This window comes from Nonomuraea sp. NPDC003709 (assembly GCF_040610775.1).
GTDB lineage: Bacteria > Actinomycetota > Actinomycetes > Streptosporangiales > Streptosporangiaceae > Nonomuraea > Nonomuraea angiospora_A.
In genome coordinates this window covers 229493-247586 of record NZ_JBEXMW010000022.1, presented here as the reverse complement: position 1 = coordinate 247586, position 18094 = coordinate 229493, and the positions used below count along the sequence as shown (strand labels likewise).

14 protein-coding genes are annotated in these 18094 nt (G+C 70.9%); 5 read left to right on the top strand and 9 right to left on the bottom strand.

Annotated features, from left to right (window positions below):
• Positions 1-336 (top strand): LamG domain-containing protein (locus ABZX61_RS48725; protein WP_355205512.1); only part of this gene is annotated, 336 nt, incomplete at its 5' end.
• A gap of 102 nt (positions 337-438) precedes the next feature.
• On the opposite strand, the gene ilvC is transcribed toward ABZX61_RS48725, so the two are convergent.
• From ilvC to ABZX61_RS48700, 5 genes are all read right to left on the bottom strand, one after another.
• Positions 439-1422 carry a ketol-acid reductoisomerase gene (ilvC, locus tag ABZX61_RS48720; RefSeq protein WP_350729809.1) on the bottom strand — a complete coding sequence of 328 codons (984 nt, stop codon included), beginning with the start codon at positions 1420-1422 and terminating at the stop codon, positions 439-441.
• Positions 1423-1444: 22 nt separating this feature from the next.
• Positions 1445-1969: an acetolactate synthase small subunit gene (gene ilvN, locus ABZX61_RS48715; protein WP_349450824.1), complete on the bottom strand. Its 525-nt coding sequence runs from the start codon at positions 1967-1969 to the stop codon at positions 1445-1447.
• The gene (locus ABZX61_RS48710; RefSeq protein ID WP_350729602.1) at positions 1962-3701 is read right to left on the bottom strand and encodes an acetolactate synthase large subunit; all 1740 of its coding nucleotides are present in this window, start codon (positions 3699-3701) and stop codon (positions 1962-1964) included. The genes ilvN and ABZX61_RS48710 overlap by 8 nt, the downstream gene beginning before the upstream one ends.
• 205 nt (positions 3702-3906) lie before the next feature.
• A complete protein-coding gene (locus tag ABZX61_RS48705; RefSeq protein WP_355205508.1) occupies positions 3907-6534 on the bottom strand; it encodes an EAL domain-containing protein in 2628 nt (875 codons plus the stop codon).
• A 236-nt stretch (positions 6535-6770) separates the two neighbouring features.
• Entirely contained in the window at positions 6771-7589 is an 819-nt protein-coding gene (locus ABZX61_RS48700) for a 2-hydroxyacid dehydrogenase (RefSeq protein WP_355205505.1), read from the bottom strand.
• A 128-nt stretch (positions 7590-7717) separates the two neighbouring features.
• Between ABZX61_RS48700 and ABZX61_RS48695 the strand changes: the two genes are divergently transcribed.
• Positions 7718-8776 (top strand): PQQ-dependent sugar dehydrogenase, encoded by a 1059-nt coding sequence (locus ABZX61_RS48695; protein ID WP_355205502.1) that lies wholly within the window; start codon positions 7718-7720, stop codon positions 8774-8776.
• Positions 8777-9085: 309 nt separating this feature from the next.
• On the opposite strand, the gene ABZX61_RS48690 is transcribed toward ABZX61_RS48695, so the two are convergent.
• The 3 genes from ABZX61_RS48690 to ABZX61_RS48680 form a co-directional block, all read right to left on the bottom strand.
• Entirely contained in the window at positions 9086-11071 is a 1986-nt protein-coding gene (locus ABZX61_RS48690) for a VanW family protein (RefSeq protein WP_350729594.1), read from the bottom strand.
• 92 nt (positions 11072-11163) lie between these two features.
• The gene (locus ABZX61_RS48685) at positions 11164-11826 is read right to left on the bottom strand and encodes a response regulator (protein ID WP_350729592.1); all 663 of its coding nucleotides are present in this window, start codon (positions 11824-11826) and stop codon (positions 11164-11166) included.
• A gap of 88 nt (positions 11827-11914) precedes the next feature.
• Positions 11915-13507: a sensor histidine kinase gene (locus tag ABZX61_RS48680; protein WP_355205498.1), complete on the bottom strand. Its 1593-nt coding sequence runs from the start codon at positions 13505-13507 to the stop codon at positions 11915-11917.
• Between the two features lie 183 nt (positions 13508-13690).
• Between ABZX61_RS48680 and ABZX61_RS48675 the strand changes: the two genes are divergently transcribed.
• The 3 genes from ABZX61_RS48675 to ABZX61_RS48665 are packed head-to-tail and all read left to right on the top strand — an operon-like array spanning position 13691 to position 16656.
• Positions 13691-14662, top strand: coding sequence for a tripartite tricarboxylate transporter substrate binding protein (locus ABZX61_RS48675; protein ID WP_350729589.1), 972 nt, complete (start codon positions 13691-13693; stop codon positions 14660-14662).
• Complete coding sequence (locus ABZX61_RS48670) at positions 14662-15147, top strand: tripartite tricarboxylate transporter TctB family protein (protein ID WP_355205496.1); 486 nt, start codon at positions 14662-14664, stop codon at positions 15145-15147. Before ABZX61_RS48675 ends, ABZX61_RS48670 begins: the two co-directional genes overlap by 1 nt.
• Positions 15148-16656, top strand: a complete 1509-nt coding sequence (locus ABZX61_RS48665; RefSeq protein ID WP_350729585.1) for a tripartite tricarboxylate transporter permease — start codon at positions 15148-15150, stop codon at positions 16654-16656.
• Here ABZX61_RS48665 and ABZX61_RS48660 read toward each other — a convergent pair.
• Entirely contained in the window at positions 16640-18001 is a 1362-nt protein-coding gene (locus tag ABZX61_RS48660) for an MFS transporter (RefSeq protein ID WP_355205494.1), read from the bottom strand. The two genes, ABZX61_RS48665 and ABZX61_RS48660, sit on opposite strands and share 17 nt — an antisense overlap.
• Positions 18002-18094: the final 93 nt, after the last annotated feature.

Here is an 18094-nt window from a genome sequence, read left to right as displayed (position 1 = left end):
CAGCGGTGGACCCTCGGCATGAGGGCCGCCGACACCGACACCGCCGCCCTCGTACGCACCCGCTCCGACGCCATCCCCAACCCACTGGAGTGGACCCACGTCGCCGGCGTCTACGACGCGCTGGCCGGCGAGCTGCGCATCTACGTCAACGGCCAGCTCTCGACCACCACCATCACGTCCCACGCGAGCGCGTGGAACGCCACCGGCCCGCTGCAACTGGGCCGGACCAAGACCGCGGGCGCCTTCACCGGCTACTGGCCAGGAGTCGTGGACGACGTCCGCACGTATGACGGCGTGCTGAGCGCCGAGCAGATCGCTCAGCTGGCCGCCCAGTAAGACCCGCTCAACACCGCCGGCCGCCGCGAGCAGGGCAGCCGGCGGTGACAAGGCAACGGGTGGGCGGGCCCGAGGCCCACCCACCCGTCATGCTCCGGCGTGTTACGCCTTCAGCCAGCTCATCATCGGGCGGAGCTTGGCACCCGTCTTCTCGATCGGGTTCTCGGCCAGCTCGTCGCGGTGACGCTGGAACTCCTTCTGGCCGCCGTCGAACTCCTCGACGAGCTGCCGCGCGAAGGTGCCGTCCTGGATCTCGGCCAGGATCCGGCGCATCTCCTGACGGGTCTCGTCGGTGATGACGCGCGGGCCGCGGGTGTAGCCGCCGTACTCGGCCGTGTCGGAGACGGACCAGTACATCTTCGAGATGCCGCCCTCGTACATGAGGTCGACGATCAGCTTCATCTCGTGCAGGCACTCGAAGTAGGCGACCTCGGGCTGGTAGCCCGCCTCGATGAGGGTCTCGAAGCCGGCCTTGATCAGCTCGGACACGCCGCCGCACAGCACGGCCTGCTCGCCGAACAGGTCGGTCTCCGTCTCCTCGGTGAACGTCGTGCGCAGCGCGCCGGCGCGGGTGCCGCCGATGCCCTTCGCGTACGACAGCGCCAGGTCCAGCGCCTTGCCCGAGGCGTCCTTCTCGACGGCCACGAGACACGGCACGCCGCGCCCGGCCTCGAACTGGCGGCGCACCAGGTGGCCCGGGCCCTTGGGAGCGACCATGCACACGTCGACGCCCTCGGGCGCCTCGATGAGGCCGTAGCGGATGTTCAGGCCGTGGCCGAAGAACAGCGCGTCGCCCTCGACCAGGTTGGGGGCGACGTGGTCGGCGTACAGGTGGCGCTGGATGTGGTCCGGCGCGAGGATCATGGTGAGGTTGGCCTCCTCCACCGCCTCCGCCGGGGTGACGACCCGCAGCCCGTCGTTCTCCGCCTTCTCGCGGCTCTTGGAGCCCTCCGGCAGGCCGACACGCACGTCCACGCCGGAGTCACGCAGGGAGAGCGCGTGGGCGTGGCCCTGGCTGCCGTACCCCAGCACGGCCACGTGGCGCCCCTGGATGATCGACAGGTCGGCCTGGTCGTCGTAGTAGATCTCGGTCACTTGCTAATACCTTTCAGGCGGTACGGTCCAGTGCCCTGAGGGACCGGTCGGTGATGGAGCGGGCACCGCGGCCGATGGCCACCATGCCCGACTGGACGAGTTCTTTGATCCCGAACGGCTCGAGGACCTTGACGAACGCCTCGAGCTTGTCGGGAGTGCCGGTGACCTCGATGGTCACGGCGTCGGCGGCCACGTCGACACAGCGCGCGCGGAAGAGGTTGACCAGCTCCAGCACGTGGGAACGGCTGTCGGCGTCGGCCTTGACCTTGATCAGCATCAGCTCGCGCTGGACGGACTGCGACGTGTCGAGCTCGACGATCTTCAGGACGTTCACCAGCTTGTTGAGCTGCTTGGTGACCTGCTCAAGCGGCAGCTCCTCGACGCTGACCACGATGGTCATGCGCGAGATGTCGTCGTGTTCGGTCGGCCCCACTGCCAGCGAGTCTATGTTGAAGCCCCTTCGGCTGAACAACGCGGACACGCGTGCCAGTACGCCCGGCTTGTTCTCGACAAGCACCGACAGAGTATGCCTACTCATCCTCGTTCTCCCACTTGGGCGCCATGTCACGGGCGATCTTGATGTCGTCGTTGCTAGTGCCCGCCGGGACCATGGGCCAGACCATGGCGTCCTGGTGGACGACGAAGTCGACCACGACGGGCACGTCGTTGATCTCCATGGCCTTCTTGATCACGGCGTCCACGTCCTCGGCACGCTCGCATCGCAGGCCCACACAACCATAGGCCTCGGCCAGCTTGACGAAGTCGGGGATGCGGCGGACCGTCTGCAGGTCGGTGTTGGAGTATCGCTGGTCGTAGAAGAGCGTCTGCCACTGGCGGACCATGCCGAGGTTGCCGTTGTTGATGACGGCGATCTTGACCGGCACGCCCTCCAGAGCGCAGGTGGCCAGCTCCTGGTTGGTCATCTGGAAGCAGCCGTCGCCGTCGATGGCCCACACCGTGGATTCGGGGCGGCCCATCTTGGCGCCCATCGCGGCCGGGACGGCGAAGCCCATCGTGCCGAGGCCGCCGGAGTTGATGAACGTGCCGGGGTTCTCGTAGTCGATGAACTGCGCGGCCCACATCTGGTGCTGCCCGACCCCGGCCACGTAGTACGTGTCGGGCCCGGCGATCGCGCTCAGCCGCTCCATGACGTACTGGGGCGCCAGCGTGCCGTCCTCGTACGTCTCGTAGCCCAGCGGGTACGTCTGCTTGTAGCCGTTGAGCGTCGTCCACCACTCGGTGTAGTCGCCCTTCTGGCCGGACGCCTGGATCACGGCGACCAGGTCGCCGATGACCTCCTTGCAGTCACCCACGATCGGCACGTCGGCGTGGCGGTTCTTGGAGATCTCCGCCGGGTCGATGTCGGCGTGCACGACCTTGGCGTACGGGGCGAACGACGCCAGGTCGCCGGTCACCCGGTCGTCGAAGCGCACGCCCAGCCCGATGAGCAGGTCGGCCTTCTGCAGCGCGCCCACGGCCGACACGCTGCCGTGCATGCCCGGCATGCCCATGTGCTGCGGGTGGCTGTCGGGGAACGTGCCGCGCGCCATCAGGGTGGTGATGACCGGGATGCCGGTCAGCTCGGCCAGCTGCAGCAGCTCGGCGGAGGCACGCGCCTTGTGGACGCCGCCGCCGACGTACAGGACCGGCCGCTTGGACTCGGCGATCAGCTTGGCGGCCTCGCGGATCTGCTTGGAGTGCGGCCTGGTGACCGGGCGGTAGCCCGGGAGCTGCATGGTCGGCGGCCAGCTGAAGGTGGTGTCGGCCTGCAACGCGTCCTTGGAGATGTCCACGAGAACCGGGCCGGGACGGCCGGTGGAGGCGATGTGGAAGGCCTCCATGATCGTGCGGGGGATGTCCGCCGGATCCGTGATCAGGAAGTTGTGCTTCGTGATCGGCATGGTGATGCCGCAGATGTCGGCTTCCTGGAACGCGTCCGTGCCGATGGCCGCGCTGGCCACCTGGCCGGTGATCGCCACGATCGGCACCGAGTCCATGTACGCGTCGGCAATCGGCGTCACCAGGTTGGTGGCACCGGGGCCGCTGGTGGCCATGCACACCCCGACCCTGCCGGTCGCCTGCGCGTAGCCCTCGGCCGCGTGACCGGCGCCCTGCTCGTGGCGTACGAGCACGTGCCGGACTTTGGTCGAGTCGTAGAGAGGATCGTAGGCCGGCAGAATGGCACCGCCCGGGATCCCGAACACTGTGTCGACTCCAACGTGCTCCAGCGCCCTCACCAGGGCCTGTGCACCTGTCATCCGTTCGGTCATCGGCTCGTTCCTTGCGTGGCTACTCGCTTAAGGACATAAAAAATGCCCCTTCCCACCGGGACGGCGGGTCTGGGGCGGCGCGCAGGTCGTCGTGCTTCGCTATCGGCCTGCGCGCCGGCGAAGTACTACGAGAATCTCACTGCGAAGCATGACCTACACCATAGCCGCACTGAATGCCCTGGTGCCAACTTCGTGGACACATGTCTCAAACAGTGAGACTCGTACGCATCAACGAGTCGACTCCGCGCGCCGCCATCGGCCGTGCGACCAGGAAGCCCTGACCCTTCGTGCACCCCATCCGCTTGAGCAGATCGAGCTGTTCGGGACGCTCTATCCCCTCTGCCACCACGATAAGCCCGAGGTCGTGGCCGAGCCGAACGATGGTACGGGTGAGCAGGGTCAGCGTGTCGTCATTGCCCAGCCCCGACACGAACGACGGATCGATCTTGATCATGTCGACCGGGAGCTGCCGCAGGAACGCGAGCGACGCGTAACCCGTGCCGAAGTCGTCGATGGCCAGCCGCACCCCGAGCGCCCGCAGCTCCGACAGCCGCTTGATCGTCTCCTCGGCGTCCTCGACCAGCATCTCCTCGATCACCTCAAGGGTGAGCGCGGAGGCCGGCAGCCCGCTCTCGGCCAGCGCCTCCTCTACCGTCTCGACGAACCGCGGGGCGGTGATCTGCCGGGCCGACAGGTTGAGCGACAGGCCGATGTCCCAGGACGAGGCCCGCCAGGCGGCCACCTCGCGGCACGCCTCGCGCAGGATCCACTCCCCCAGCGGCACGATCAGCCCGGTGTCCTCGGCCGGGCCCAGGAACTGCTCGGGCGGCACGAACACCGACCCGCGCCACCACCGCACCAGCGCCTCGACCGAGGTCACCCGCGAGGTGGCCAGATCGACGATCGGCTGGTACTCGATCGCGAACTGCTGCTCGATCAGCGCCCGCTGCAGGTCGGCCGCCAGCTCCAGCCGGCGCACCACGTCGGCGTGCATCTGCGCGGCGAACACCTCGACCCGCCGCCCGCCCAGCTCTTTGGAGCGCGCCATCGCGACATCCGCGTTACGGATGAGGTCTCCGGCCGGCATGTCGTCCTCGGTGAAGGCCACGCCCACGCTCGCGGTCAGCGCCACGTCGCGGTCGGCGACGCGGAACGGCTCCTGCGAGACCGCGCGTACGAGCCGCTCGGCCAGATCGACCGCGACCTGCGCGTCACCGCCCGTCTCCACGAGCACCGCGAACTCGTCGCCGCCCCACCGGGCGAGCGTGTCGTCGGCGCGTACGGCGCCGCGCAGCCTGCGCGCGGCCTGCCCGAGCAGGTAGTCGCCGCTGGCGTGGCCCACCGAGTCGTTGACCGAGGTGAACCCGTCGAGGTCGAGGAAGATGACCGCGACGTTGGCCGCTCCGGCGCCGGAGGTGCGCCCCGAGAGCACCTCGCGGGTGCGCTCCTCGAAGTAGGCGCGGTTGGGCAGCCCGGTGACGCCGTCGTGGAAGGTCAGGTGGGCGACCTGGTTGCGCAGCGCCTCCTCGTCGCTGACGTCCCTGGTGGTCACCAGCAGCAGCTCGTCGCCGCCGACGTGGCGGGTGGCGACCGACTCGGTGGGCCGCCACGTGCCGTCGGCCGCGCGCACCCGGCAGGCGATCAGGCAGGCGCCGGGCGCGGCGTTGTCCTCGTCGAGGTGCATGGCGCGCAGCGCGACCTGGATGCCGGGGACGTCCTCCGGGTGGATGTAGTCGAAGATCGACCCGCCGACCACGTCTTCGGGGCGGTAGCCGTACGTGACCTCGACCCCGGCGTCGATCTCCCGCACCACACCCTCGTAGTCGGCGAGGAACACCACGTCGCCGGTGCTCTGGGCGAGCTCCCTGAGCTGCCGCTCACCGAGCTTGACCAGGCCGCGCAGGCGCATGTTGGTCGCCGAGACGAAGAACAGGCGGACGATCAGGAGCAGCACCACCGAGACCGCGACCACCACGACGCCGGTCACCGGCCGCTCGGCCCCGCCGCCCACCAGGTGGGCGAGCAGCGTGCAGGCGGCCACGGCGACCAGCCCCATCGGCACCAGCGCGACCACACCTCCGACGGCGGACCTGCCCGCCGCGCCCGGACGCGGCGCCCACGGGATGGCGGCGAGCAGCAGGAACGCGACAGGCGCGAGCATGACGGCCCAGATCTGCGGATCGCCGCCGTCGAGCCTGGCGACGCCGGCCGCCAGGCCTGCCACGGTCATGGTGGCGAGCACGCCGACACCCGCCAGGGCGAGCGGCCAGGAGGAGGCCCGGCTCGTCAGCACCGACGGGATCACGGCGCACGTCACCAGCAGCGCGATCATCGGCGGCAGCATGACCAGCGTGAACGCCGCCGGGTCCGCCGCGTCGTCGTAGACGTGCCGCAGCGCGGCCACCCAGCCGATCAGGAAGAGCGAGGCGGCGCACAGGTAGGCGTCGGTGACATGCCGTAAAACGACCCTGGCCGGGAATCTGCGGTCGGCGGCGATCAGCGCGCCTCCCGCCGTCACCACGGTGCCGAGCAGGACGAACAGGTCGGCGAAACTGACCAGGAAGCTCTCGGCGAACGGGCGCAACGCCACGCCGGCGGCCCAGATGACGGCTCCGCCGCCCATCCAGCGCGCGCCCAGCGCCGTCGGCCGGTGCCCGGCCGACTTCACCGAGGCGAACAGCAGCGAACCGGCCGCGATCAGCGCCGCCAGCCCGCCGGCGACAGCGCCGGTGAGCAAGGCCTCACCGCGTATGCCGAGCGCGGCGGCGAAGGCCACCGCGCCTGCCGCCGCCGCGGCGGTCAGCGGCACCCGTGGATCACGCCAGCGGATCACAGTCGTTGCCCATCCCGTCTCGAACCCTGCACCTGCGACCGCCGAAGCCCGGTCGATCACTTCGCCAGTGTGTGCGCTCGTGGGTGCGCGGGTGGTGACAACGCCGATGTCGTCACCGATCTGATAACCACACAGACCAATTTCCGCCAAGAGATCCTTGACAGCGAGTCAGGACCTCCTCGCAAAGGCAACCGTACGCACCGAAGGTCACGGACCAGCCACTTTCCGGGATCCTCTCAGTACGAGTCGGTGATGACGTTGACCAGCGGTTCCTCTGCGAGATAGCGCAGCAGCTGGGCGCGGATCAGGCGCAGCATGCGCCGCCCGGACGCGGGGGTGCTGCCCGCGACGTGCGGAGTGATCAGGAGGCCCGGAGCGCTCCAGAGGGGGTGGCCCTCGGGCAGCGGCTCGGGCGCGGTCACATCCAGCGCGGCGCGTAGCCTACCGTTTTTGAGCTCCGCGATCAGCGCGTCCGTGTCGACGATCCCGCCCCTGGCGGCGTTGACCAGCACGGCGCCGTCCTTCATCCGCGCCAGGAAAGCCGCGTCGACCATGCCCGCGGTGTCGGCCGTGGCGGGCACGAGCAGCACCACGACGTCAGCCTCCGGCAGCAGGGCGGGCAGCTCGTCCATGGCGTGCACGCCGTCGCGGGCGCTCCTGGCCACGCGTACGACCTCGACCTCGAACCCCTCCAGCCGCCTCTCCAGCGCGGCGCCGATGGAGCCGTGGCCGACGATGAGCACGGTGGAGTCGGCCAGCACGTCGGTGTGGTGGTAGGTCCACTCGCCCCTGCGCTGCGCGTCCACGAACCCGGGGAACTCCCGCAGCACCGCGATCATCGCCCCGACGGCCCACTCGGCGGTCCCGGCGTCGTGCACGCCGCGGGCGTTGCACAGCACCGCGCCGTCCGGCAGGTGCGGCCGGTACGGCTCCACACCCGCGGTGACGGTCTGCACCAGCCGCAGGGAGCTCATCCTGGCCAGCGTGCCCGGGACGTCCGGCACGGTGACGAGCGGCGGGATCCAGACCTCTACCTCGTCGATCCCTTCCGGCATCGGGGCCGTGCCATCGTAAACAGCACATTCAACCCCAGGCAGGTCGGACAGAACATCAGCCACCGAATCGGACGGAACCCAGGTCTTCATGCCGAGAACCTTATGACTCCAAGGGAAGTATGGAACACATGAGGAAGCTCTGGACGCTCATGCTCATGGCCGTGCTCACCGCCTGTTCCAGCGGTCTGGCCGGCGGCGGGGAGGTGACGCCGACGGCCACCGCGCCGGCCGGGGCCGGGCCGCGAGAGCCCAGGGACGTGGTGACGGGGCTGGCGGTGCCATGGGCGATCACGTTCCTGCCCGGAGGCGATGCGCTGGTTACGGAGCGTGACACGGCGAGACTGCTTCGCGTGACCCGGGACGGGAAGGTGACCTCGCTGGGCACGATCCCGGGGGTGAGCGCGGCCGGCGAGGGCGGGCTGATGGGGGTGGCGGCAAAGGATCAGCAAATATTCCTTTACTACACCGCGGAACAGGACAACCGGATCGTCCGCTACCAGCTCACCGGCGACCGCCTCGGCGACGAGCGGGTCCTGGTGCGGGGCATCCCCAAGGGCGGGATCCACAACGGGGGACGGCTCGCGTTCGGACCCGACGGGTTCCTGTACGCCTCCACCGGCGAGACCGGCGACGACCAGCTGGCCCAGCAGCGCGACTCGCTGGGCGGCAAGATCCTCCGCATGACCGTGGACGGGGCGCCCGCGCCCGGCAACCCGTTCGGGACGCTCGTCTACAGCTACGGCCACCGCAACGTCCAGGGGCTGGCCTGGGACCCCTCCGGCCGCCTGTACGCGTCGGAGTTCGGCCAGAACACCTATGACGAGGTGAACCTCATCAAGGCGGGAGGCAACTACGGGTGGCCGGAGGTCGAGGGGCGCAGCGATGACTCGCGCTACGTGAACCCCATCGTCACCTGGTCCACCGACGAGGCCTCGCCGTCGGGGATGGCGTACGCGAACGGCTCGCTGTGGGTGGGGGCGCTGCGCGGGACCCGGCTGTGGCAGGTCCCGCTGGCGGCGGATGGGTCGGCGGGCACGCCCGTCGCCCACTTCACCGGCCGCTACGGCCGCCTCCGCGCCGTCACCGCGGCCCCGGACGGGACGCTGTGGGTCGGCACCAGCAACAAGGACGGGCGCGGCTCCCCGCGGCCGGGCGACGACCGCATCCTCTCGGTCCCGCTCTCGTAACCCCGCCTCAGACGCCCCCAGACGCGCCCCAGACCCGGGCAAACGCCCTATGGGCCCCGAGGTACCCGGAACGGAACCCGGCACCGCCCACACGCCACACACCGTCCGCGTCGCCCGTGCAGCACGCGGGCGGCGCGGCCGGCTCGGCTGCTGAGGCACGGACCCACGCTCGCCAGCGGGACAGCGCCCACACCGTAGGCGCGTTTCGGCGAGCCCCGGCTTCACCGGCGGCCCGGGCGACGGTAGGAGAAAGGCCAACTACCGTATGCCCCCGCACCCGGGCCGGGGTGGCCTCGGGACGAGCGGGGGTCAGCTGCAGGTGGTCTGGGTCTGGGGCCGGTACTTGGTGGTCAGCTTCTTGTCCTTCTTGACCACCTTGCCGTCCTGGTGGAACACCCGGGTCACATCGATCGTGAACCCCTGCTCCCCCACCGTCGGCAAGCACCCCGGTGCCGAGCTGGTCTCGGTCCGGAACGGCCGGATGTCCCGCTTCTCGGACGCCACCGCCTCCACCTCGTCGTACCGCTCGGTGCTCCACAAGGTGACCGTCACCGAAGTCTCCGTGAAAGCCGTCTTGATCAGCACGCCGAAGTCGGAGTCGTTGCGCCACTTCAGGTCCGTGTCCGGATAGAGCAGCGCCACGTCCCGCCCGGGCGGGTAGCGAGGGGCGTAGAAGTCCATCGGCTGGTGCTCGACCAGGTCGAACCCGCCGAAGAAGGCCGCGTTGTACATGGTCGTGGCGAACTGGGAGACCCCGCCGCCGACGATGCTCACCATCCGCCCGCCGACGATCTGTCCCGCCTCGACGTACCCGTCCTCGACGGTGCGCTCGCCCACGACCTCGTTGATCGAGAACGTCGCCCCGGGCTTCACCAGCTGCCCGTCGAGCTCCTGCGCCATGCGCTGGATGTTCTTGACGCGAGGCTGGCCGGCGTCGAACGACGTGGTGAACGTGCCCACGGTCTCCTTGACCCCGAGGTCGCGTACCTGCTCCGTCGTGACCGCGGGGGCGACGGCGCCCAGCCGGACCGGGATCGTCCGGCTGCCGCCCTCGTCGAACAGCCGCTCGGCGTCCCTGGCCAGCAGCTTGTCGTTCACGCCCCGCCCCGTGCGGGCGGGCACCAGGACCGGCTTGCCGTTCACGATGTCGTACGTGGCGTCGCGCGGCTGCTGGGCCGCGTCCACCAGCCGGCTCTCCAGGGCCGCCAGCACCGCCGTGGTGTCGAACTGGGGCGCGAGCCCGCCGGAGCCGTCGGAGTTGTAGGTCAGGTTGGCGGCGATCATGGCCGGGGGGATCTGCGCCTGCTTGTCGCCGACCGTCAGCGTGACGGGCCCGGAGACGGCCTGCTTCGCCTTGGTGAGGGCGGTCGCGACGGCGTCGGCGCTGGTGACGGACTTGGCCGGCCTGAGGGTGAGCACGACGTTGCCGCCGCCCTGCAGGAAGGCGTCGCCGATCCGGCGCACGGCGTCCTCCCGGTCGAGCAGCACACCGTCCTCGGGCTGGCGGGCCTTCGGCTCCAGCCCGGTGAAGGTCACCCGGCCCTCGCGGGGCTTCTTGTCGGCGGCCTCGGCCATGCCCTCGACGGTCCTGGCCAGCTGCGAGGAGTCGAGGTTCACCTTCGGCTGGAGCTGGGTCTTGCCGGTGAGGCCCCGCCACACCTCCTGCGGGCTGGGGAACCCGCTGGGCGCCTGGCCGATCGTGCCGACCACGTCGAGTTCGAGACCGGCCTCGTCGGACTGGATGGTCTCCTTGCGGCCGGCGATGTCGACCACGACCGGGCGGCTCAGCCGGGTGGCGAGCTCGTTGCGGAGCTTGTCGGCCGCCTGGGTGACGGTCAGCCCGCCGATGTCGACGCCCGAGACCTGGGTGCCGCGCAGGACGGAGCCCGACATGAGCACGGCGGGCACCACGTACGCCAGCGCCGCGAGCAGCACGACGCACACCAGCAGGCCCGGCAGGAGGCGGCGCTTGCGAGGCGGCTCGGGCTCGTACGAGGTCGGCCGCTCCGAGGGGGAGCCGAACACGGGCGCGGGCGGGGTCGGCGGTTGCTTGCCGTTCACCGGCCATGGCTGCGCCGGCGGCGCCACAGGGGGCAGCGCACCGCCCGAGGGACCGCCCGGGGCGCTCGGGCCTTGGGCCGGCCGGGGTTCCTGCCTGTCCGTGGGGCCGAAGATGTCCCGGGAGACACCCGGGGGCAGCCCTTCGATCCGCGGCTTCTTGGAGACCCCCGACGCGGGTAACGGCACCGAGGCGAACGGGTCGGTCGGTGATTCGATCGGTCCGGCGTTACGCACGCCTCAATCTCCTCCCGGTCCGCAGCCAAGTCTCAGGCAACAGTAAGGCACGCGGATCCGCATATGTCACGGGAAATGGCTACGGAAGTGTGTCAACCTAGCCACCGGTAGCGATGTTCCGGTCGGCCGGCGGTGCCGTAACGGGGCCGGAACTCGGCCTGCCCGGCCACGCACAGGTATTCGAGATAGCGGCGGACGCTCACCCTCGACAGGCCCGTGAGCTCGGCCGTCTCGGTCGCCGACAGGTCGCGGCCCGCCTCCCGGAGGGTGTCCGCGACCAGTTCGCACGTGGCCGCCGACAGCCCCTTCGGCATCGGCGCGGACGTCTTGGGGCTCCCGAAGAGCCGGTCCACGTCGTCCTGCCGCGCCTCGGGGCCGATGGCGGTCAGGCGCCTGCGGGTGTCGGCGTACTGCTGGAGCCGGTCGGTCAGCGCGGCGGCGGTGAAGGGCTTGATGAGGTAGTTGACGGCGCCGCCGCGCATGGCCTCCCTGACCGTGGGCACGTCGCGGGCGGCGCTGATCATGAGGACGTCCACGCCGTGGAGCTGCTTGAGCACCTCAAGTCCCGACATGTCGGGCAGGTAGATGTCGAGCAGCACGAGGTCCGGCCGCAGCTCGGCCGCCGCGGTGAGCGCGTCGGCCCCGCTGTGCGCGACGGACACGACCCGGAATCCGGGTACGCGCGCCACGTAGCCGCTGTGGATGCGGGCGACCATGAAGTCGTCGTCCACCACCAGCACCCGGATGTCACTCATGACCGCACCTCCGCCAGGCGCCCGGGCACGCGCACCTTCGCCGCGGGTCCCGGCACGCGCACCTCCGCCGCGGGTCCCGGCACCGGGATCACGTGCGGGCCTTCGCCGGGAGCAGGGCCGTGAAGACCGCGCCGCCCGAGTTCCGTACACGTACCCAGCCGCCCCGGCGCAGACACGCCTGCCGGGTCAGCGCCAGCCCGAGCCCGCGCGGCCCCGACTGGGCGGCCTTGGTGGTGAACCCCTCCCTGAACACCTCTTCCACCAGGTCGGGCGCGATGCCCGGCCCGGAGTCGCCCACCCGTACGCGCAGCCCGCCGGCGTCGGCCTGCACCGACACCTCGATCGTGCCCTCGGCGCCGTCGAGCGCGTCGATGGCGTTGGCGACCAGGTTGCCGACCACGAGGACCGCGTCCTGCGGGTCGCCGAGCAGGCCCTCGGGCACGGCGGAGTCGTCCGACAGCACGAGCCGGGCGCCCCGCTCGGCCGCCTCGGCGGACTTGGCCAGCAGCAGGGCGGCCAGGGTGGGGTCCTGGACGCGTTCGCGCAGGTCGGTGACGTAGGCGCCGCCGGTGCTGCGGGTGATGAAGTTGATGGCCGCATCGTGCTCGCCCAGCTCCAGCAGGCCGACGATGGTGTGCATGCGGTTGGCGAACTCGTGCGCCTGCGCCCGCAGCGCGTCCGTCGCGCTGCTGGTGTCGTGGAGCTCGCGGGCCAGCCGGGTCAGCTCGGTGCGGTCCCGCAGGGTGACGACCCAGCCGCGGTGCTGGCCGCGTACCGAGACCGGGGTGCGGTTGAGCACCAGCACGCGCTCGCCGTGCAGCACGACGCGGTCCTCGCCGGGGTCGGCGCCCCCGAGCACGTCGCGCATGCGCTCGGAGACGGGCATCTGCGTCAGGTCCTCGCCGACGTTGCCCAGGAGCTCGCGGGCGGCGTCGTTGACCAGCGTGACGCGGCCGTTGAGGTCGAGCGCGAGCACGCCCTCCTTGACGCCGTGCAGCACCCCCTCGCGCTGCTCCAGCAGCGCGGCGATCTCGCGCGGCTCCAGCCCGAACGTCTGCCTGCGCACCCGCGCGGTGATCACCGCGGCCAGCGTGAGCCCCGCCAGCAGCACGGCCAGCGCCGTCCAGACCAGCGGCGGGAGCGCGGCGCCGAGCTGGCCGACGACCGTGGTCTCCAGCACGCCGACCGAGACCAGGCCGATCACGCTGCCGTATTCGTCGCGGATGGGGGCCTTGCCCCTGACCGTGGTGCCGATCGTGCCGGTCTCGGTGCCGACCCAGCTCCTGCCGGTCTTGAGCACGGTGGTGCCGTCGGTGGACAGCTGCTTGCCGATCAGCAGGGTGTTGGGATGGGCGTAGCGCTTCTGCTCGGCGTTGGCGATCACGACATAGTCGGCGCCGGTCTCGTGCTGCACGCTCATGGCCAGCGGCTGCAGGACCGTCTCCGGATTCTTCAGTTTGAACGCTTCCCTGACCTGTGGGAGCCCTGCCACGGACTGCGCGATGGCCAGCGCCCGCTGCTGGTGCAGCGAGTCGAGCTGATCGCGCGTGTGCTCGGCCCACACCCCTGCGGTGCCCCCGACGGCGAGGATCACGATCACCATCTGGAGCACGAACAGCTGGGTGCCGAGGGAGGCGTCACGGACTCTGCGATGGATCCGCAGCGAAGCGAGGACACCCATCGCAGTCCGCCGAGCGGAGCTCGGCCAAACAGCACGCACGTTGCACATGGAAACAAACGCAGGTCACGGCCAGGTTGCGACCAATACGACCACTATGACGGCAAGCGTGCAAAGCCTCGACGTGGGCGAGCGGGGGCTTCACGATCCCAGTTTTACAACCGTGAAACACCCCCTGGAGTGATCATGCGCTTGCGCGTATTCGCCGCCCTCGCGGCATTCTCCCTCGCCGCGCTGACCGGCTGCGGCGAGTCAGGCACCGGCACGTCCGCCAGCGGCTCCTTGCGGATCATGGCTCCGGCCTCCCCCGGCGGCGGCTGGGACCAGACCTCCCGCATCGCGGAGCAGGCGATCAAGGCCGCCGACTCCAAGCGCAAGGTCGAGGTGTACAACGTGCCCGGCGCGGGCGGCACGATCGGCCTGGCGCAGCTCGCGGGCGAGAAGGGCAACGGCAACCTGCTGATGACCATGGGCCTGGTCATGGTCGGCGCCATCGAGCAGAACAAGTCCAAGGTCACCCTGGCCGAGACCACCCCGATCGCCAAGCTGACCGAGGAGTACGAGATCGTCGTCGTCCCGGCCGAGTCCCCGTACAAGTCGCTCGCCGACATGGTGGCGGCCTGGAAGGCCGACCCGAAGAAGGTGTCGATCTCGGGCGGGTCCGCCGGCGGCACCGACCACATCGTGGCGGGCCTGATGGCCAAGGCCGCGGGCGTGGACCCCAAGCAGGTCAACTACATCGCCCACTCCGGCGGCGGCGAGGCGCTCAACGAGCTGCTCGGCAACAAGGTCAGCGCGGGCATCTCGGGCGTGGCCGAGTTCGCGGAGCACGTGAAGTCCGGCAAGCTGCGCGCCCTCGGCGTGACCTCCGCCGAGCGGATCCCCGGCCTGGACGCGCCCACGCTGAAGGAGGGCGGCCTGGACGTCTCGCTGGCCAACTGGCGCGGCTTCGTCGCCCCCGGCGGCCTGTCCGACGCCGACAAGAAGGCGCTGACCGACCTGGTCACCAAGATGCACGACTCGCAGCCGTGGAAGGACGCGGTGAGCAAGAACGGCTGGATCGACTCGTTCCAGACCGGGCAGCAGTTCACCGACTTCCTGAGCTCCGAGCAGACCCGGGTCAAGGGCATCATCGCCGAGATGGGGCTCGTTTCCTGATGGCTCGCTGGTGGCGGCCCGAGCTCGGGCTGGCGGTCGTGGTGCTGGGCCTGGGCGTGCTCGTCGTGATCGGGACGCTGGACGTCTCCGCGGCGGCCTCCCAGCTCGGCATCGGGCCCCGTTTCTTCCCCATGCTGGTGGGCGGCGCCATGGTGCTCATCGGCCTGTTCTACGTGGCCGACGTCATCCGCGGCGGCCACGGCGACCCTGAGGAGAGCGAGGACGTGGACGTGGAGGCGCCCACGGACTGGCGCAGCGTCGGGCTGGTCAGCGGGATCTTCCTGGCGTTCACGGCGCTCCTCAACGTGCTCGGCTGGATCATCGGCGCGAGCCTGCTGTTCTTCGGGCTGTCGCTGGCGCTCGGGGCCGAGCACAAGGTGCGCACGGCCGTGATCTCGGTGGTCGTGGGGCTCGCCACGTACCTGCTGTTCGTCAAGGGCCTCGGCGTGTCGCTGCCGGGCGGGCTGCTGGCGGGGGTGATCTAGGTGGAGTCGCTCCAGCTTCTGCTCGACGGCTTCGCCGCCGCGCTCACCCCCGTCAACCTCCTGTACGCGCTCGTCGGCGTCACGCTCGGCACCCTGGTCGGCGTGCTGCCCGGCATCGGGCCCGCGATGACCGTGGCGCTGCTCCTGCCGATCACGTTCACGGTGCCGCCGGCCAGCGCGTTCATCATGTTCGCGGGCATCTACTACGGCGGCATGTACGGCGGTTCGACCACCTCCATCCTGCTCAACACGCCCGGCGAGTCCTCGTCGATGATCACGGCGCTGGAGGGCAACAAGATGGCCCGGCGCGGCCGGGCGGCGCAGGCGCTGGCCACGGCGGCCATCGGCTCGTTCGTGGCCGGGACGATCGCCACGGCACTGCTGGTCGTGGCCGCGCCCGCCGTGGTGAGCTTCGCGATCTCGTTCGGCCCCGAGGACTACTTCGCGCTGGCGATCCTGGCCTTCACCGCCGTGTCGTCCGTGCTGTCCCGCTCGGTCGTGCGCGGCCTGGCCTCCCTGGGCCTCGGGCTGGTGATCGGGCTCGTCGGCATCGACCAGCAGACCGGCCAGGCCCGGCTCACCATGGGCATCCCGCAGTTGCTCGACGGCATCGACGTCGTGATCGTCGCGGTGGGGCTCTTCGCGCTCGGCGAGGCCCTCTACGTGGCCTCGCGGCTGCGCCACGACACGCCCGAGGTGGTGCCCGTCGGACGGGCGTGGATGGGGCGCGCGGACTGGCGGCGCTCCTGGTTCCCGTGGCTGCGCGGCACGGCGCTGGGCTTCCCGTTCGGCGCGCTGCCCGGCGGCGGGGCGGAGATCCCCACCTTCCTGTCGTACGCGGCCGAGAAGCGGCTGGCGCGCGGCCAGGCCCGCGAGGAGTTCGGCAAGGGGGCCATCGAGGGTGTGGCCGGGCCCGAGGCGGCCAACAACGCCTCCGCGGCGGGCACCCTGGTCCCGCTGCTCACGCTGGGCCTGCCCACGTCGGCGACGGCCGCGATCCTGCTGGCCGCCTTCCAGCAGTACGGGCTCCAGCCCGGGCCGCAGCTGTTCGACCACAACCCGGCGCTGGTGTGGGGCATGATCGCGTCGCTGTTCATCGGCAACACGATGCTGCTGGTGCTGAACCTGCCCCTCGCTCCCCTGTGGGCCCGCGTCCTACGGATCCCCCGCCCGTACCTGTACGCCGGGATCGTCCTGTTCGCCGCCCTCGGCGTCTACGCCCTGAACGGCACCGTCGTGGACCTCGTGGTCCTGTACGTCCTGGGTCTCCTGGGCTACGCCATGCGCCGCTTCGGTCTGCCGGTCGCCCCCGCGGTGATCGGCATGATCCTGGGCCCGATGGCGGAGATCCAGCTCCGCCGGGCCCTGGCGATCGGGGCCGGCGACGTGACGGTCCTCGTGCGCAGCCCGGTCGCCGTGGTGCTGCTGGTCCTGGCCGCCCTGGCGTTGCTCACGCCGGTGTTCAGGACGCTGTCGGCCCGGCGGCGTGCGGTCACGCCGGTCGATTGACGGGCTCACGAGCTGGTTCCGCCGGTGCCACCGGATCGGCGGAACCGCTCGTGGCCCGGCGCCCGAAAGACCGGGGCGCGATCGCCAGCCCGGCCAGCGCCATGACCAGCGTGGCCGCGTACACCGTCCAGTATCCCGAGTGGGCCGCCGTGAACAGCGCACTGGTGACGGCCACCGCCACCACCGAGAACACCGACTCGCCCACCTGCAGCGCCGAGCTGTTCCTGCCCTGCTCGCCGGGCGCCGACAGCTCCAGCGTCAGCACCGACAGCGTCGGGTAGAGCAGGCCGATCCCGAAGCCGGTGATGATCCACGCCGGGTAGGCCAGCGCCACCGGCACCGCGGTGAACGTCACCGTGCCCATGAGCAGGATGCCCAGCGCCAGCATGGCCGAGCCCAGCCGCAGGTTCGTCACCTGGCTGAAGGTCTCGCGGCCCTGCAGCCACGAGGCGAACGACCAGGTCAGAGAGCCTCCCATGAGCACGAGGCCGGCGGCCAGCGTCGACAGGCCGCGCGCCTGGATCAGCATGAGCGGCACGATCACCTCGGCCGCGAAGAACGCGCCGGAGGCCAGGCCGCGCAGCCCGACCACGGACGGCAGCCCGCGGGCGGCGCGCAGCGTACCGGCGGGAAGCAGCCTGGGCAGCGCCACGAACAGCACCGCCAGGCCCGCGACCAGCAGCACGAGCCGCCCGTCGCTGCCGTACTGCATGAGCCCGGCGCCCACGGCCGTCACGACCGCCCAGCCGATCTTCCCCAGCAGGCCGGGCTCGGACTCGCTCTGCCCACCGGCCAAAGGCTGACCCGCCAGCCCGCGCAGCAGCACCAGGCCGCCCGCCACGGTCAGCATCGGCACCAACAGGAACACCCAGCGCCACCCGAGCGTCTCGGTCACCACTCCCACGATCGCCGGCCCCGCCATCGAGGGCACCACCCACGCGGTCGCGAAGAGGGAGAAGATCCGCGGATGCAGCTCCTCGGGATAGACCCGGGCCACCACGACATAGAGCGCCACGCTGACCAGCGCGCCGCCGAACCCCTGCAGGAACCGGCCCGCGATCAGCACCTCCATGCTCGGCGCCAGCCCCACCACCGTCAGACCGCCGACAAACCCCGCCACACCGGTCCACAGGGGCGCCAGGGGGCCGCGTACGTCCGCCCACCGGCCGCCGAGCACGGTGCCCACCACGCTGGCCGCCATCGCCCCGCTGAACGCCAGACCGTAGAGCTCCAGCCCGCCGAGCTCCTTGGCCACGACCGGCATGGCGATCGCGACCGCCATGTACTCGAAGGCCACCAGCGACACCATCGCCACCAGGCCCGCCGTCAACGCTTTTCTCTTCATGCCCCGAACGCTACGGAGCCCCGCCTCCCGGCGCCTCCAGCGCCGGTCCTAGCCGGCCCCGGCAATTGGGCCTAGGACCCCGCGCCAAAGCTG

Excerpts from the sequence above, each read along its gene's own strand:
- ilvN (WP_349450824.1), bottom strand. The coding sequence starts at position 1,969 with ATGAGTAGGCATACTCTGTCGGTGCTTGTCGAGAACAAGCCGGGCGTA.
- ABZX61_RS48710 (WP_350729602.1), bottom strand. The coding sequence starts at position 3,701 with ATGACCGAACGGATGACAGGTGCACAGGCCCTGGTGAGGGCGCTGGAG.
- ABZX61_RS48700 (WP_355205505.1), bottom strand. The coding sequence starts at position 7,589 with ATGCCGGAAGGGATCGACGAGGTAGAGGTCTGGATCCCGCCGCTCGTC.
- ABZX61_RS48695 (WP_355205502.1), top strand. The coding sequence starts at position 7,718 with ATGAGGAAGCTCTGGACGCTCATGCTCATGGCCGTGCTCACCGCCTGT.
- ABZX61_RS48685 (WP_350729592.1), bottom strand. The coding sequence starts at position 11,826 with ATGAGTGACATCCGGGTGCTGGTGGTGGACGACGACTTCATGGTCGCC.
- ABZX61_RS48680 (WP_355205498.1), bottom strand. The coding sequence starts at position 13,507 with ATGGGTGTCCTCGCTTCGCTGCGGATCCATCGCAGAGTCCGTGACGCC.
- ABZX61_RS48675 (WP_350729589.1), top strand. The coding sequence starts at position 13,691 with ATGCGCTTGCGCGTATTCGCCGCCCTCGCGGCATTCTCCCTCGCCGCG.
- ABZX61_RS48670 (WP_355205496.1), top strand. The coding sequence starts at position 14,662 with ATGGCTCGCTGGTGGCGGCCCGAGCTCGGGCTGGCGGTCGTGGTGCTG.
- ABZX61_RS48660 (WP_355205494.1), bottom strand. The coding sequence starts at position 18,001 with ATGAAGAGAAAAGCGTTGACGGCGGGCCTGGTGGCGATGGTGTCGCTG.